The 15,011-nt window shown below is 64.1% G+C and carries 11 protein-coding genes and 1 pseudogene; 2 read left to right on the top strand and 10 right to left on the bottom strand.

The features are described from left to right. Together RJQ10_RS17630 and RJQ10_RS17625 are read left to right on the top strand one after the other, a co-directional pair. Nucleotides 1–515: pseudogene (locus RJQ10_RS17630) on the top strand (PQQ-binding-like beta-propeller repeat protein); the annotation flags it as partial. Between the two features lie 129 nt (nt 516–644). Further along, nucleotides 645–1,106 (top strand): cupin domain-containing protein, encoded by a 462-nt coding sequence (locus tag RJQ10_RS17625; RefSeq protein WP_350148694.1) that lies wholly within the window; start codon nt 645–647, stop codon nt 1,104–1,106. 49 nt (nt 1,107–1,155) lie between these two features. Here RJQ10_RS17625 and RJQ10_RS17620 read toward each other — a convergent pair whose 3' ends face one another. The 10 genes from RJQ10_RS17620 to RJQ10_RS17575 all read right to left on the bottom strand — a co-directional run. Further along, entirely contained in the window at nt 1,156–1,647 is a 492-nt protein-coding gene (locus RJQ10_RS17620) for a GlcG/HbpS family heme-binding protein (RefSeq protein WP_350148693.1), read from the bottom strand. Between the two features lie 110 nt (nt 1,648–1,757). Further along, nucleotides 1,758–2,510, bottom strand: a complete 753-nt coding sequence (locus tag RJQ10_RS17615) for an SDR family NAD(P)-dependent oxidoreductase (RefSeq protein WP_350148692.1) — start codon at nt 2,508–2,510, stop codon at nt 1,758–1,760. An 88-nt stretch (nt 2,511–2,598) separates the two neighbouring features. Beyond that, on the bottom strand, nt 2,599–4,002 hold the full coding sequence (gene lpdA, locus RJQ10_RS17610) for a dihydrolipoyl dehydrogenase (protein ID WP_350148691.1): 1,404 nt from the start codon (nt 4,000–4,002) through the stop codon (nt 2,599–2,601). Between the two features lie 11 nt (nt 4,003–4,013). Next, complete coding sequence (locus RJQ10_RS17605; RefSeq protein WP_350148690.1) at nt 4,014–5,495, bottom strand: dihydrolipoamide acetyltransferase family protein; 1,482 nt, start codon at nt 5,493–5,495, stop codon at nt 4,014–4,016. Nucleotides 5,496–5,559: 64 nt separating this feature from the next. Continuing rightward, entirely contained in the window at nt 5,560–7,440 is a 1,881-nt protein-coding gene (locus RJQ10_RS17600; protein ID WP_350148689.1) for an outer membrane protein assembly factor BamB family protein, read from the bottom strand. Nucleotides 7,441–7,468: 28 nt separating this feature from the next. Next, entirely contained in the window at nt 7,469–8,482 is a 1,014-nt protein-coding gene (locus RJQ10_RS17595) for an alpha-ketoacid dehydrogenase subunit beta (RefSeq protein ID WP_350148688.1), read from the bottom strand. Between the two features lie 11 nt (nt 8,483–8,493). Then, the gene (locus RJQ10_RS17590; RefSeq protein ID WP_350148687.1) at nt 8,494–9,489 is read right to left on the bottom strand and encodes a thiamine pyrophosphate-dependent dehydrogenase E1 component subunit alpha; all 996 of its coding nucleotides are present in this window, start codon (nt 9,487–9,489) and stop codon (nt 8,494–8,496) included. A 133-nt stretch (nt 9,490–9,622) separates the two neighbouring features. Beyond that, on the bottom strand, nt 9,623–11,455 hold the full coding sequence (locus RJQ10_RS17585; RefSeq protein ID WP_350148686.1) for an outer membrane protein assembly factor BamB family protein: 1,833 nt from the start codon (nt 11,453–11,455) through the stop codon (nt 9,623–9,625). 118 nt (nt 11,456–11,573) lie between these two features. Then, nucleotides 11,574–13,982 carry a TonB-dependent receptor gene (locus RJQ10_RS17580; protein ID WP_350148685.1) on the bottom strand — a complete coding sequence of 803 codons (2,409 nt, stop codon included), beginning with the start codon at nt 13,980–13,982 and terminating at the stop codon, nt 11,574–11,576. A 333-nt stretch (nt 13,983–14,315) separates the two neighbouring features. Then, nucleotides 14,316–15,011, bottom strand: a 696-nt coding sequence (locus RJQ10_RS17575; RefSeq protein WP_350148684.1) for an SDR family oxidoreductase, incomplete at its 5' end; no start/stop codon positions are given.

The raw sequence follows: 15,011 nt of genomic DNA, 5'->3' as shown, positions 1-15,011 counted from the left end.
GCCACAACTGGCAGGCCTCCGCCTACAGCCCCGAGACCAGCAACCTGATCATCCCCCTGCACCAGCTGTGCTCGGACATGATCGGGCGGGAAGTGGCACAGGAGCCGGGCTCCGGCGGTTACGGCGCAGATTCGCGCACCTACGAGATGCCCGGGGTCGGCGGCATGCTGGGGCGGCTGGCGGCCTGGGACGTGCGCACCATGCGCGAGAGCTGGGCCCACCAGCAGCGGGCCATGTTCCTCACCGGCGCCCTCACCACCGCTGGCGGGCTGGTATTTATCGGCGACCTGGACCGCTACTTCAAGGCCTTTGATGTGAAGACCGGTGAGCAGAAGTGGCAGACCCGCCTCGGCGCGCCACTGCACGGCTACCCGATCACCTTCGCCGTCAACGGCAGGCAATACCTCGCGGTACCGACGGGGATCGGCGTATTTCGGGCCATGACCGCGGTGGTGAGCCCGGATATCTACCAGCCCACGGGCGGCCAGGCGCTGTACGTATTCGCCCTGGACTAGCAGCGCCCGACCGCCCTGCGGCAGGGCCGGGATCGCGCAGTCGCACCTTGACAGCGGGCCCGGCCCTGCCTATATTTTTGAATAACTTTCAAATTCAATAACACACATAACCAGAGTGAGAACACGCCCATGCAAGCTGCCCACGACCCCGGAGTTTCCGGCGACCTGATCGTCAACCTCAAGGACGTAGCCTTTGTGGAACTGGGCACGGGAACACGTATCAAGCTGCTGCGCTACAGCGAAGAGACCGGGGACTGGGTACTCTGGGTGAGCATGGAACCGGGCGCGACCTTCGCCCCCCACTGGCACCTGGGTCACGGGCAGTACTTCGTCACCAAGGGCGAGCTGCTTTACGATGTGGGTTCCGCACCCGAGGGGACCTACGGCTACGAGCCGATTGGCTCCCGGCACAACGAGGCCCGCTGTGAGGTCCCGACCGAGTACCTGTTCATGGGCCACGGCGCGGTCGCGTTTACCGATGACGCGGGGGGCATCCAGTTTGTCCTCAATCACGAGTTCCTGCGCGACCTGAACCAGCAGACCGCCAGCGCGGACATCTCCAACGAAGGCCTCCGGGCGCGCAAGCGCTGAATCCGGCACGCGCGCGCCTGGTTCAAGCGGTCACCTCTGCGCCGGACGGTCAGCTGTTCGGTGCCAACATCTCTGTGACGCCGGCCAGGCCACAGGCCTCGTCCTGCGCCGCGGGCGCGCCGGAAACACCAAAGCCCCCAAGGTGTTGTCCCGACGCCGACTGCACGGGTACACCGCCCTGCACGATGGTGAGCCCCCCGGCATCGCGAACGCCCAGGGGCCGCGCGGCATCCGCGAATTCGACCTTCGCCAGCTCGCTGGTGGCCAGGGCAGTCACCGCCGCCGTACGCCCCTTGATATGTGCAAATTCAACCGTGGCCCGGGTAGCGCCGTCCTGGCGGGCAAACAGTTTCAGGTTCCCCGAGGCATCGTAGACTGCCATCGACAGGGCCGCGAGCTCGTGCTCCGCCGCGTAGCGCTCGCACCCCGCAATCAGGTCGCGTGCCTGTTGAAGAGTCAGCACCTCTTCCACATAGGGCTTTGCCGCATCGGCGAGCAGGGGTAATAAACCAAGCGCGACAACGGCCAACAGTGATTTCATAGCTCTCCCTGGTACAGCGTTAACCGCGATCAATCACGGCAGACTGCCTGCTACCCAACGCCGGCCGCAAAAGCGCCGTGGGGCAGCAGAGTAAAACGAACCGCTACCCGTTACTGTGCGGTGAACCCGCCATCGACGGACAGGATTGAGCCCTGGCACAGCGTTGAATCGTCGGAGGCGAAGAACAGGATCGCCCCCGCGACCTCGGCCGCTTCGCCCATGCGGGCTACCGGCATGACGCCGCGCAGCATGTCCTGGGCCTCAGCCTGGTCGGGCATCAACCGGGTCCAGCGGTCCATCATCGGGGTCGCGATCACACCGGGGCAGACACAGTTGACCCGCACACCCGAGGCGCCCAGCTCAATCGCCAGGTCCCGTGTCAACACCACCAGGCCACCCTTGGCGCTGCCATAGGCGGTCGACAGGGGGAACCCGACCAGGCCGTTCAGCGACGACACGTTGACGACGCTGCCGGAGCCACGCTTGACCATGTGCGGCACAATGTATTTGCAAAACAGCCACGGCCCCCGGAGGTTGGTGTCGAGAACCCGGTCCCAGTCATCGACCGTGGTCTCATCGTAAGCCTTGTTCAACTCGACGCCGGCATTGTTGACCAGAACGTCCACGCTGCTCCACTGCCCAAACGCGGTTGCCGCGACCTGCTTGACGTCCGCCTCCTGGCGCACGTCGCACTGCGCGGCTGTCACAGCGGCGCCCAGTTCAGCTGCCAGGGTCCGGGCCGCGTCGAGATTCAGGTCGGCAATGAGCACCTCTGCGCCTTCCTCGACAAACCGCCGCACGGTTGCCTCGCCAATGCCGCTGGCTCCCCCGGTGACGATGCAGTGCTTGCCCTTGAGTCTCATACACTTTCCCTTTCAAAACGCTTCAAACAGCCGTGGTGGTCACGAACTCGCCACCCGGGATCAATACCCTGGAAGCCGGCACCGGGCGTTAATGGTGAATGGCCCGGCCCAGGGCGTCCAGCACCGACTCGTGCATGGACTCTGACAGCGTGGGGTGCGGGAACACCGTATCCAGCAGGTCGTTTTCGGTGGCCTCCAGCTGTTGTGCCAGGGCAAAACCCTGCACCAGCTCCGTCACTTCCGGCCCGATCAGGTGGGCGCCCAGCAGCTCGCCGGTGGCCTCGTCGAACAGGGTCTTTACCAGCCCACTGCCCTCCCCCATGGCCAGCGCCTTGCCATTCGCATGCAGCGGTGCACGGCCAACCCGCAGCGGGCGCCCCAGGCTGCGGGCCTGCGCTTCGGTGAGGCCGACGCTGGCGATCTGCGGCCGGCTGTAAATACAGGCGGGGATCCGCGACATCTGCAGGGGCTGGCTGCGACCGACACCGGCGATGTGCTCGACGCACTGCACCGCCTGCTGACTGGCCTTGTGCGCGAGCCAGGGCGGCCCGGCCACGTCGCCGACCGCATAGAGCCCCACCACGCCGGTGCGACCCCAGTCGTCGGCCACCAGGAAACCCCGGCGGGTCTCGGCGCCGACAAGTTCCAGGCCCAGATCCTCGATGTTACCCGTCACCCCCACCGCGACTACCGCCCGGTCCGCTGCAAGGTGGATCTCGGCTGAATCTGCCGAGGATGCCAGCGTGGCCGCCAGCGCGGTCTCTCCCCGCGGCTCCAGTTGCGCCACCGAGTAGCCGGTCACAATGCGGATACCTCGCTCTGTCAGCGCTGCCTGCGCCCGGTCCGCGATCTCCGTATCCGCCTCGGGCAGGATCCGGCTGGCCATTTCCACCAGCGTCACTTCACTGCCCAGGTCGGCGTAGAGGCTGGCAAACTCCACCCCGATTGCGCCCCCGCCAATCACCAGCAGCCGTGCCGGCAGCGCCGTTGGCGTCATCGCCTCGCGCGCGCCCCACACCAGCGCATCAGTGGCGTTAACCCCTGGCAGCTGGCGGGCCCGGGCACCGGTGGCCAGCACGATATGATCGGCCCGATAATCCTGCTGCTCGCCTTCGCTTTCGACGACCAGGGCACATTTGCCCGCCAGCCGCGCCTGCCCCCTGAGATGCGTCACTCCGTGCTTGCGCAGCAGCTGGGCAATCCCGCCGCTGAGGCGCTCGGCCACCGCGCGGCTGTGCCCCACCAGGGCCTGCAGATCCAGGGATGTCTCGCCAACGGTAAAGCCAAAGTCCCGGGCCGTGCGCAGGGTGTGGGCAATCTCGGCGCCCCGCAGCAGTGCCTTGGTCGGGATACAACCCCAGTTCAGGCAGACCCCACCGAGGGACTCCCGCTCCACCAGGGCGGTGCGAAAGCCCAACTGGGCGGCGCGAATGGCGGCGACATAGCCGCCGGGCCCCCCGCCCACCACCATCAGGTCATAGCGAGTATTCAACTCGGTGCTCCTCAGGCCAGCATGGTGGCCGGGTTTTCCAGGAAACCGCGCAACGCGGACAGGAACCGCGCGGCGAGGGCGCCATCGATGATCCTGTGGTCACTGGACAGGGACAGTGTCAGCACCGTCGCCACGGCCAGCTCACCCTGCCTGACCACCGGCCGCTGCTGCGCTGTGCCGGCCGCCAGGATTGCCCCCTGGGGACTGTTGATGATGGCGTCGAACTGGTCGATACCGTACATGCCCAGGTTCGACACGCTGAAGCTGCCCCCCTGGAATTCCTCCGGGCGCAGGGTGCCCAGTTTCGCCCGGGTGGCGAGATCGCGGATCTCGTTGGAGATCGCCAGCACGCCCTTGCGGTTGGCACCGCGCACGATGGGGGTAATCAACCCCTCATCCAGCGCCACCGCCACCGCGATATCGGCATCCGCAAACTGCTGCACGGTATCGCCGTCGAACTGCACATTGACACCCGGCACCGCGACCAGGGCGCAGGCGCAGGCCTTGACCAGCAGATCGTTGAGGGACACCTTCGCCTCACTGTACTGCCGGTTGAGTTGCTCCCGCACCGCCAGCAGGCCGTCGACCTCGACCTCCGCCTGCACCCGGAAGTGCGGCGCCTCGCGCTTGGAGGCCTGCAGCCGCGCCGCGATGGTGCGACGCATGCCGGACAGGGGCCGGGCCTCCACGCGAGCCGCGACCTCCCGGTCCGGCGCCGGTCGCGCGCCTGGAGTCGCCGACGATCGCCCGGACGCCGCTTCGACATCCGCCTTGCTGACCCGCCCGTGCCTGCCACTGGCGCGGCAGTCCAGCAGACTGACCCCCAGCTCACGGGCGAGGCGGCGCGCTACCGGCGAGGCCGCTACCGCGCTGTCATCCCGCGGCGGCGGCCCCAGGTCCGGGCGTGCGGCCGAGTGCGGCTTTGCCAGCTGCCGCCCGGCGGCCTGCAGGGCGGCCTCGATGTCGGCCAGGGTAACCCGGCCGTGGCGACCCGATGCGGACACCCGGGTCAGGTTGATGCCCTGCTCCCGGGCCACCCGGCGCGCCACCGGCGTGGCGGCAACACCGCTGTCGTCCTCGGCACCCGCCAGCGACGCGGCCACCGGCGCGGGTGGCGCAGCAGCTGCGGGGCTGTCCTGAACCTTCGCCGGCGCCGGCTCGGGCGCCGTGTCCGCGGGTTTCTGCGCCGAACTCGGCACCGGCGCGGCCTGTCCCGCCAGGTACTGCTCGATCTCCTCCGCGGGCGTATCGGCGGGTGCAATCACCGCGAGCACGCGGCCCACCGCAATCACCTCACCGGCACTGGCCAGCAGCCGCCTGACCACACCCCCGACCGGGGCGCTGACCGTGTTGACTATCTTGCTGGTCTCCACATCGACCAGATCGTCGCCCGCGGCAATGGTATCGCCCTCGCTGACGTGCCACTCGGCGATCTCGCCCTCGACCATCTCCATGCCCCACTTGGGCATGGTGACTGTACTGATCACACTCATTTACTGCTCTCCGCCATCAATTCCTGTGCGCATCCGGACCGGCCAGATGGAAAACCGCCAAGGGTCATTCCCCGGCCTCCGCCAGCTCAAAGGCCAGCAGCACGTTACCCGGCATGTGGTGTACCAGCATGTAACCGGAGTTCATCAACAAAAGTTCATCCTGCAGCACCGCACCGGAGCCCCCCGCCATCGCACCCCCACGCGCCGTACCACCGCCCGGTGTCGGGAAGTCGCGCACGGTGTCGTAACGCCAGAGCACCTTGCCGTCGCGAAGGTCATGAATGCGAATGTGGCCATCCAGGCTGCCGGTGATCACCAGCTCCCCGGTCACGGTCGCCGGGGCGCTGTGTCCCGGTTTGCACAGCGGCCGCCCGTCACAGACGGTCTCTGCCGGCCAGGACCAGCGCGACTCGCCGCTGGCGACGTCCAGCGCATACACGCCCGGCCGCTGCTCGCCGTTCCAGCGACTGCCAGCCGCAGACGCGCTCAGCTGCACATCTTCGTCATTGATCGGCACCACCAGCGTGCCCGCAGCAGCCGCCATGCCGAAATGCACACCACCCAGCATGCCGCCGCGCCCCAGCTTGCGCTGCCAGACCAGGCTGCCGTCCGCAGGCTTCAGGCCCCAGACCTGCCCCGACTTCTGGCCCGCCAGCAGATAGTCACTGCCGTCAGTGCCCCGCGCCAGAATCACCGCTGCGCCAATATCCATATCGGAGTCGTCGCCAGCCTCTTCCGGGCAATTGCTGCGGTCCGCCATCTCACAGGCGACGTTCCAGGCGTCGCGACGGGTCTGGAATACCCAGCGCAGCTCCCCCGTGTCCAGGGTTACCGCCAGTACCGCGTCGCTGGTAGCAGAGGTGGGCGACGAGTAGTTCTGCCCCGTGCCGACATAGAGCACACCCCGCTCCGCATCAATGGTGGGTGTGTTCCAGATCCCGGCCCCGGACGGCGCAAAGCGCGCTACACCCGGCGAGTTCTCGCCCACCTGCTGCGGCAGCTCGGGAATGCTGTAGGTCTGCCAGCGTCGCTCGCCCGTACGCCAGTCGTAGGCGACGACGGAGCCGCGAAAGCTGCAGCAGGGATAGCTTGAACGGGCGGCGCTGGCGACTTCCAGCGAGGTGACGGGTACATACAGGCTGGTATCGTGAACCGCCGGCGTGCCCGTAATGGTGGCAGCGGGATGATCGTCGGCCTTGTCATCCCAGCGCAGCTCGCCGTCGTTGGCGCCGACCGCGTAGACATAACCCAGGTAATCGCCGAACAGCAGCAGGGGATCGTTTCCATCGCCCGCCATGACGATCCCTGTGCGCACTTCACTGCGAGCAAAAAAGCGCCAGTGAACGCAGCCGCTGTCGCGATCCAGGGCGTAGACCGTACCGTCCTGACTGCCGACGAACACGCGATCGCCCGCCACCAGTGGCTGCGAGCGGGCCCGCACGGCATCCGGAAAACCAAAAGCCCACTTCAGCCGCAACCGGCCCAGGTTGTCGCGGGACAGTGCTGTCTGCGCCGCAGTATACGCCCGGGTATTGGCGGGGGTAACGCCCCAGCCGACCGTGTCCGGTATGGCCAGGGCCTCGCGCTCGGGGCCGGATTCACAGAACAGCAGCGCACTGGAACCATCGTCCCCCGACAACTCCCGCCCGGTCACGAATGCGGTGATGTGGCGCTTCTCGAGGTCCGACAGCTGCTCCGCCATGGACCGCATTCCGCCCTCGGTCAGCACCCGGTACAGCGACGCCGGGGCCAGGTAGCCCATCATTTCCAGGCTGGGCGCTTTCGGCTGGCCGCCGCTGTGGCAGGCGGCGCAATGTTCCGCAAACAGCGCCCGTCCCGGATGGCTGGCCGCGGTTGCCTCGCGCTCCAGGGGTGAGGCAGACAGGGGAGCAGCCAGCAACAGAGCCAACACGCCCGCAAGGCCTTGATAGAAAAAACGCGACATCACCGTGGCCTCGAAGTAAGACGGAGTATCAGCGCCGATACGCCACCACCTCTCGCACCGCGCGCTCGATATCATCCTCACTGGGAATGTAGAGGTCTTCAAGCACGGGACTGAAAGGAGCGGGCGTATGCGGCGCGGTAACGGTCATGACCGGGGCCTGCAGTGCACCGAATGCTTTCCGGGCCACGATACTGGCGATATCGGCCGCAACGCTGCAGCGCTCCCAGGCCTCATCGACGATAACCACCCTGCCCGTCATCTCGACGCTTTCCAGGATGGCTTCTTCATCCAGTGGCGAGGTCGTGCGAGGATCGATGACTTCGACCGAAATGCCCTCTTTCTGCAGGCGGTCAGCGACGGCCACCGCTTTCTGCACCATGGCGGAAAACGCCACGATGGTGACGTCGGTGCCCTCGCGGGGGAATGCCGCCTGGCCGAACGGGATCAAGTACTCTTCGTCCGGAACCTCGCAGGCATTCTCGAACTGCAACTTGTGCAACAGGAACAGAACCGGGTCATCATCGCGAATGGCTGTCAGCAGCAGACCCTTGGTGTCGTAGGCATTTTCCGGCATGACCACCTTGAGGCCAGGCACTGCGGTCACCTGGGGGTGGAGGCTCTGCGAGTGCTGGGCACCGCAGCGCAGCCCCGCGCCGACCAGTGACAGCAGCACCAGCGGCGTGTCCGACTTGCCTCCGAACATATAGCGGAACTTCGCCATCTGATTGTAGATCTGGTCGAAGCAGACCCCCAGGAAGTCGAAGAACTGCAGGTCGGCGATCGGCCGCAGACCGGTCAGAGCCGCTCCGGCGGCGGCGCCAATATAGGCCGCTTCCGAAATCGGGGTGTCGATGATCCGCTCCCGACCGAACTCGCCAACCAGGCCCTTATAGAAACCAAAGGCACCACCAAAGGCGTCGTCTTCACCGCTGCAGCCGGCACCACCGGCCACGTCCTCCCCCATCAGGATAACGGTGGGATCCCGGCGCATTTCGTCCTGGATGGTGTCGTGAATAACTTCTCGTATCGTTTTCTTCGGCATGAAATCAGTACTCAGTAAGTTTTGTAGACGTCAGTGAAGAGCTCCTCGGGAGCAGGATAGGGCGCAGCGAGCGCCTCCTCGACGGCCTCCTCGATCAGCGCGTCTACCTCTTCATCGATCTGCTGCAGCGCTTTCCGCGTCACTGACTTGTCCTTCAGTACGCGATCGACAAAGTAGGTGATACAGTCCATCTCCCGACGCAGCTGCTCAACTTCTCCCTTGGCGCGATAGAGCTGCGGGTCGCCGACAAAATGGCCGCCAAAGCGCGTGGTCATGGCTTCAATGGCTGAGGGTCCGCCGCCGTCACGAGCCCTCTCGACCGCGACTTTCACCGCCTTGTGCACCGCAAAGAAGTCCGTGCCGTCGACTTTCTCCGCCGGCATACCAAAGGCCCCCGCGCGACCGGAAATGTCGCCTGATCCGACCGCGTAGCTGAACCCCGTGGCCTCGCCGTAGCCATTGTTTTCGTACATGAACAGCACCGGCAGTTTCAGCACCACGGCCAGATTCATGGACTCAAACACAACGCCCTCGTTGGAGCCGCCGTCGCCAATAAAGGACACGGAGACGCCCCGGGTGCCCCGGGTCTTGGCGCTCAATCCGGCGCCGACACAGAGAGGCGCCGAACCGCCGACGATGCCGTTGGCGCCGAGCATGCCCTTGCTCAGGTCCGCGACGTGCATGGAGCCGCCCTTGCCCTTGCACAGGCCGGTCGCCTTGCCCATGATCTCCGCGAGCATGCCTTTGACATCACAACCCTTGGCGATGGAATGCCCATGCCCGCGATGGGTACTGCCAATGTAGTCGCTGTCGAGAAGATTCATGCACACCGCGGTCGCAATGGCTTCCTGGGCGGAATACAGATGGGTGAATCCGGGGATCGTGCCTTTCTCGAACTCCTGCCCGACACGCGTCTCGAAGGCGCGAATGGTGCGCATGGTGCGGTAGGCATGCAGCAGCTGCTCGGTATCAAACTGCGGTCCACTTGGGGTTTTGCGTCTTGTCATGGTTCAACCTGTTTGCCTTTCAGTGTGGGTGGAAGCCCCCTGTGCCCGGGGGCAAAGCAAGTCTGCAACATGCGCGGCCAGAACTCGCGGCAGCACATGGGTACCAGGCGAGAGACCAATCTGCCGGTTTTCTTTACCGCTCTACGCTGAAGCGCAGGAGAACGTTGCCTGGCAGGCGTCCTCCCCAGAGGTAGCCCGAGTTGATCAACAGACTGCCATCGACAAGCACCGCGCCGTCGGATTCAATCGCCCCACCCTGGCCCTCGATTCCCGAGACGCTGTCGTACTTGCGGACCGTGTCGTACTGCCAGATCAACTCGCCCGTGCGGCTGTCATAAGCGCGCAGCGTGCCATCCAGGGCGCCGGAGAACACAACTCCCGCGGTGGCGGTTACGGCAGCCGACAGCCCCGGGTCACATCCCGGCGGCGAGCCCTCGGCACAGGACAGCGCCACAGGGGCCTCCCACAGAATCTCGCCCGTCTTGATATCAAGCGCGTGCAGACCGGGCTTGCGCTGCCCCTTAAAGCGGTCATTGATGTCGGTATCGGCAATGGGCGCATAAACCACATCCCGCTCCGGGTCGACGGCCATGCCCCAGTGCACACCGCCGTAGAACCCGCCACGGCCTACCGCGGTTTTCCACAGCAGTTCACCCTGCTCCGCAGGATCCAGGGCGAACACATCCCCGGACTTCTGGCCCACCAGCAGGCGTTCCCTGCCCGCGCTGTCGCGATGCAGGATAGTAGCCGCGCCAATATCGAAGTCGGGACCGTCTTCCTGCGGGCAGTTGTCGGGCTGCGCCAGGTTGCAGCTCATGTTCCAGGCATCGCCCGCCAGGGCCTGGTGTACCCAGCGCCGCTCGCCGGTATCCAGGTCGAAAGCAACCACGGCATCACTGGCCCCGTGCGCGGGGGAGCTGTAGGCCTCACCGGTGCCTACATAAAGGACACCGCGCGCCTCATCGATGGCTGGTGAGTTCCAGACCGGGGCGCCGGACGGCGCCAGGATCGGCGTGCCCAGCGCAGTTTTGGTGCCGGTAGCGGAGGGTTCATCGCCCACGACATAATTTTTCCAGCGCATGGCGCCACTCTGCACATCGAACGCCGCCACTCCCCCGCGGAAGGTACAGCAGGGATAGTTGGGGTCGGCAGCGGTTGCCCACTCCCGGGAGGACATCGGCACATACAGGGTATCGCCGTGCAGTTTGGGGCTGCCGGTAATCGTCACATCAGGGTGATCATCGACATTGTGAATCCAGAGCGGATCGCCCGTGGCCCCATTGAGCGCGTATACATTGCCGTTGAAGTCGCCGAAATACAGCGTGACCGCAGCGGGGTCAGCGCCCTCGTGAACCGATACCGAGGAACGCACCTCGGCCTTCGCGGCGTATACCCAGTGGGTACATCCGGACTCCAGGTCTATGGCGTAGACCCTGCCGTCCTGGGTGCCGGTGTAGATGACGCCACGGTGTACCGTCGGCTGGGACCTGACCCGGGTCGCCCCGGGGAAGGCATAGGCCCAGCTCAAGGTCAGGGAGGGTGTGTTCTCGCGATTGATCCCGGACACGCTGCCGGGGACACTGCGGGGATTGGTTGCACCCATGCCCCAGCTGGTCACCGCGTGCCCCGACGCTTTGTCGTCCGGGCCTTTCGCACAAAAATTGCTGACAACCAGCGGCTCGGCACTGATCGCACGCCCGCCCAGGAACTCGGCAATGGCCACCTTCTGCTCCGCATCGAGGTGCGCAGACTGGGTTTTCATGACCCCGGATTCCATCGCCGCCAGCACGCTCTCGGGGCTCATGATCTGGAGCATGACGACGTGAGGCGCTTTCGGAGCTCCACCGTCATGGCAGGCAAGACAGTTCTCACTGAAGAGGTCCTCGCCACTGATCACCGCGGTAGCGGCCAGGACGGGCGCAGTCATTACTACCCAGGCGAAGAATCCTGAAAATACCCGATGCACGTTAAACTCCTTCTTACCGGCCACAGGAAGCCGTTAAACGGATCGGCCCGGCAGTCATGGCGGTCTTGCAACCGATCACTGCCAGGCCGACTTCCAGCAACTACTCGCAACTACCTAACTAGAACGAATAGCCAAGCTGAATACCCAGCTCACGCGGGGCGCCGTAGGTGGTGAAGTTCCAGAGATTCGCAACCGGGTTTGCCGACACCCGATAGGTCTCATCTGTCAGGTTCTTGCCGTAGAGGGAAACCTCAAACGCACTGTCAGGCGACTCCCAGGTCACGTAGGCATTGACCAGGGTACGCTCTTCCAGCTGCGTGTTGGCCTTCTGCCGCAGGATGGGGTTTTCAAGCGTGCCCCCCTGGGCGCTGGCGGGAGCCGGGTTGACCTCTGCCTCGCCCTGGTAGTGGAAATTCAGGTTGTAGGTCAGCAGGCCGCCGCTGGACAGCTCCTGGAAGTAGGTAGCGCTCACCCCACCATTGAACTCAGGCGAGTAGGGCACTTCCAGAGAGGAAAAGTCAAACGGCTGCGGGGCGCCGACAAGACCCAGGGTCGTGGGATCAAAGCCGGGATTGTAGCTGTCGTACTCGTGATCCAGCCAGCCGAAGTTGACGTCAAAGCGCAGGCTGTTGATCGGCAGGTAGCTGAGTTCAAGCTCCAGACCAACCGCCGTGCTTTCACCCTCGTTCAGGGCAATGGTTTCCTGGAAGTCGTTGCCCGCTGCGTCCTTGAATGCCACCACAGTGTCGCGCTGCAGATTCTCGTAGACCGTGTGGAACAGGGCCCCGTTCATCCTCAGTTTGCCATCGAGCATGTCGGCCTTGGCACCGATCTCGAAGTTTTCATTCTCCTCGCTGGAGTACGGCGAGCAGCTGAGCGCACTGCCACAGGTCTCAGAGAAACCGCCGGAAACAAAGCCGGTGGCAAAGCTCACGTAGGTCATCAGCTCGTCTGACCAGTTGTAGTCGAGGACGATCCGATAGGTATTGGCACTGAAATCCTTCTTGTCATCGATAACATTGCCAAAGGCAGAGATCGGCAGCGGATTGGTATGCGGCCCCTTGAACTGGTCTACCGTAATGAAGTTGCTGACGGGATTCTCTGCAGTACCGAGACTGCGACGGGCGAAGACCTTCTCGTCCTGGGTGTGGCGGAAACCCAGGGAAAGCTTCAGCGAATCGGTCAGGTCATAGCTGCCATCGATGTAATAGGCGACGCCCTGGCGCTCCTGGCTGGTTACCTGAACTTCGTAGGTATCCCGATAGAATTCGGCCGCGGGACCGGCAAATATCAGGAAGTAGCCCAGGTTGCCAAACACCAGGAAGTCGACATCGTCTTCGTAGTAGCTGGCACCCGTGACGAAGTTGAACGGGCCGCTGAAGTTGGAAGAGAAGCGCAGTTCGTTTTGCAGCTGCTCACGCTTGGAGTTGCGGCTCGCATCGTACTGAGAGGTATAGGCCTCGCCGGTATAGGTACTGGCGAGCACCTCGTCCTGGCTCCTGGTACCCATGATCCACATCACATCGAATTTGTCGAACGCAAAGGTCTGGTTCAGGTAAACGCCGTCCGCATCAATCTTGTGGCCGCCAGGAATGTCGACCACCGGGGTAGCCGTGTAGGACTGACCGGTGGAGAAGGGGTCGCCGCCACCGATACCCGGGAAGCCGGCAATCGGCCACAGGTAGCCCTCACCGCCATTCTGACTGGCCAGCGGTGTTTCGTTTGCCGCCGCCACGGTATCGCCGCGATCCTGCACATACTCGAAGATAAGGTCGGCAAGATAGAAGTCGCTGGGCTGCCAGCGGAATTTCAGCTTGGCGGCCAGCACATCCTTGCCACCGAGGTCCTCTCCGCGACCAACATCGGGGAACTTGGAGCGCGCTGCATCATTACACTCCGCGGATCCGGGCTGGCCGGGGAAGGGGCAGCCGAAGCTCTGGAATTCACCGCCGGCCGGCTTGTCGTTGGTGTAAAAGCCATCACTCTTGTCCTGGATAACCGCGAGGCGAGCCGCGACGGTCTCGCCCAGGGGCACGTTCAGGCTGGCCTTGAGCTTGGTGGCATTGGAATCATTCGATGCAAACTGCGAGTAGTTTCCTTCGATGTCGCCAAAAAACTCACCGAGCACGGGCTTCTTGGTGGTGAAGGCAATCGCCCCGCCGGTTGTATTTTTACCGAACAGCGTCCCCTGCGGGCCGCGGTAGATTTCCACCTGCTCCATGTCGAACATTTCAATAAACTGTGACTGCACATGGTTGAAGGCGAACTCATCCACGGTGATGCCGACCGAAGCATCCTTGGTCACCAGGATGGAGTTGAACCCGGTGCCACGCATGCCACCGGCGATGGCATTGAACCCCGTCTGCGGTGTCAGGTTCACGTTGGGCGCCAGCTGGGTCAACGCGGTCACATCGTTCTGGAAGGTGGTTTCAAGCTGCTTGGACGTTACTGTGGTCACGGCAACCGACAGATCCTGCTGTGCAACCGAACGTTTGGTGCCGGTTACCACCACTTCTTCCAGTTGCAACCTGCTGGACCGATCCTCATCTTGCGCGAGGGCATTGCCACCGGCAACTACCTGCGTCAAAGCAAGGCACACAGCCGAACCCAGAACTTTCCTGTTGAAGTTGTACATTGACTATCCCCTCATTCACTTAAAATTAGAATATTGTGAGGTGTTACCTCTGGCCGCACGCCGCTCGAACCGAGCATAGGCAGCCCTTGCAGACTCTTTAATGTAATTCAAAAAAAGGGACTTCACAACATTTGTTTTGAATAGTATTCAAAAATTTTGCGGGTGGACAAAGGGCGCGGACCTGCTCTGGCGAAAGTCCGGCGCCCCGGGCTGGGCGGTCAACTTTTAGTCGGCATCAGGTAAACCAGATTTCCCCGCCTCGCGGATCATCGGCTGATACTCCGCGAACGCGGGGCCGGCGGCGGTCGCTCCCACGGTAAAGCCCGCATCCGTGGTCAGGGTGTGCCCTGTGGTGTAGCCGGATTCATCACTCGCCAGCCACAGTGCGGCGTTCGCCACATCTTCCGCCAGGCCCGGGCGGCCACGCAGCGGGGACGCCTCGGCAAGGATCGCCTTCGCGCCCTCGATATCAGCGGGGTTACCGGTCAGAACACTCGCCACCATGGGCGTGGCCATGGACGCGGCGGCGATCGCATTCACGCGCACTGTGCTGCCCGCCAGTTCCGCTGCCACGTTCTTGGTCAGCCCCACCACACCGTGTTTGGCCGCGGTGTAGGCATGCGGCCCCAGGCCACCCATCAGGCCCGCCGTGCTGGCCATATTGATGATGGAACCGGAGCGCTGTGGCACCATTACCCGCGCCGCGTGCTTGGTGCAATAGAAGGCCCCGTTCAACAGCACATCGATACTGAAGCGCCACTCGGCGCCGGGGGTGGTCGCGACCGGGCCCACGGCACCGACAATGCCGGCACTGTTGAAAAGGATATCGAGCTTGCCAAAACGACTGACGGCTGCGTCCACTGCCGCGCCGACACTGTCTTCATCGGTAATGTTGCAGTGCACGTAGATGGCATTGTCACC

The sequence above is a fragment of the Haliea sp. genome (assembly GCF_040222615.1).
Classification (GTDB): Bacteria; Pseudomonadota; Gammaproteobacteria; order Pseudomonadales; family Halieaceae; genus Haliea.
This window is presented reverse-complemented; position numbering and strand designations above follow the sequence as displayed.

Coding starts and splice junctions, on each gene's coding strand:
- RJQ10_RS17625 (WP_350148694.1), top strand. CDS start 645: ATGCAAGCTGCCCACGACCCCGGAGTTTCCGGCGACCTGATCGTCAAC.
- RJQ10_RS17620 (WP_350148693.1), bottom strand. CDS start 1,647: ATGAAATCACTGTTGGCCGTTGTCGCGCTTGGTTTATTACCCCTGCTC.
- RJQ10_RS17615 (WP_350148692.1), bottom strand. CDS start 2,510: ATGAGACTCAAGGGCAAGCACTGCATCGTCACCGGGGGAGCCAGCGGC.
- RJQ10_RS17605 (WP_350148690.1), bottom strand. CDS start 5,495: ATGAGTGTGATCAGTACAGTCACCATGCCCAAGTGGGGCATGGAGATG.
- RJQ10_RS17600 (WP_350148689.1), bottom strand. CDS start 7,440: ATGTCGCGTTTTTTCTATCAAGGCCTTGCGGGCGTGTTGGCTCTGTTG.
- RJQ10_RS17595 (WP_350148688.1), bottom strand. CDS start 8,482: ATGCCGAAGAAAACGATACGAGAAGTTATTCACGACACCATCCAGGAC.
- RJQ10_RS17590 (WP_350148687.1), bottom strand. CDS start 9,489: ATGACAAGACGCAAAACCCCAAGTGGACCGCAGTTTGATACCGAGCAG.